Below are 884 nucleotides of genomic sequence, written 5' to 3' on the forward strand. Positions count from 1 at the left end.
CCCCCCCCCCCCCCCCCCCCCCCCCCCCCCCCCCCCCCCCACATGGTTTTATACTTCTCAGCGAACCAGGCACGGCTGCTTGTTGTTGAACGTCCAGCCCGGGATCAGATACTGCATCGCCACCGAATCATCCCGCGCCCCAAGTCCCATGCCTTTGTACAACTCATGAGCCTTGGCCAACTGGTCCATGTCCAGCTCGATCCCCAGCCCCGGTTTCTTCGGCACCTGCACGCAGCCACCGCGGATCTGCAAGGGCGCCTTGGTCAGCCGCTGGCCGTCCTGCCAGATCCAGTGAGTGTCGATGGCGGTGATGTCGCCCGGCGCGGCGGCCGCGACGTGGGTGAACATCGCCAGGGAAATATCGAAGTGGTTGTTGGAGTGAGAGCCCCAGGTCAGGCCCCATTCATTGCACATCTGCGCCACGCGCACCGAACCCTGCATCGTCCAGAAATGCGGGTCCGCCAGGGGAATGTCGACCGATTGCAAAGTGATCGCGTGGCCCATTTCGCGCCAGTCGGTGGCGATCATGTTGGTGGCGGTCTTGAGGCCCGTGGCGCGACGGAATTCGGCCATGACTTCACGACCCGAATAACCATTCTCGGCACCGCAAGGGTCTTCGGCATAGGCCAGCACCTTATGCTGATCACGGCACAGGCGGATGGCCTCCTTGAGTGACCAGGCGCCGTTCGGGTCGAGGGTGATGCGCGCCTGGGGGAAGCGCTCAGCCAAGGCCGTCACCGCTTCGATCTCTTCATCGCCTCTGAGCACGCCGCCCTTGAGCTTGAAATCCTCGAAACCGTAGTGCGCGTGGGCCGCCTCGGCCAGACGCACCACCGCATCGGCATCCAAGGCTTTTTCGTGGCGTACGCGGAACCAGTCGTTTT

The 884-nt window shown here is 63.7% G+C and carries 1 protein-coding gene; it reads right to left on the minus strand.

All coding sequences use genetic code 11. The features are described 5' to 3' along the window. Positions 1–57: 57 nt before the first annotated feature. The coding region (locus ACE04F_RS13325) for an enolase C-terminal domain-like protein (protein WP_486107331.1) at positions 58–884 on the minus strand (827 nt) is incomplete at its 5' end.

The organism is Pseudomonas sp. AGC41 (assembly GCF_057334555.1).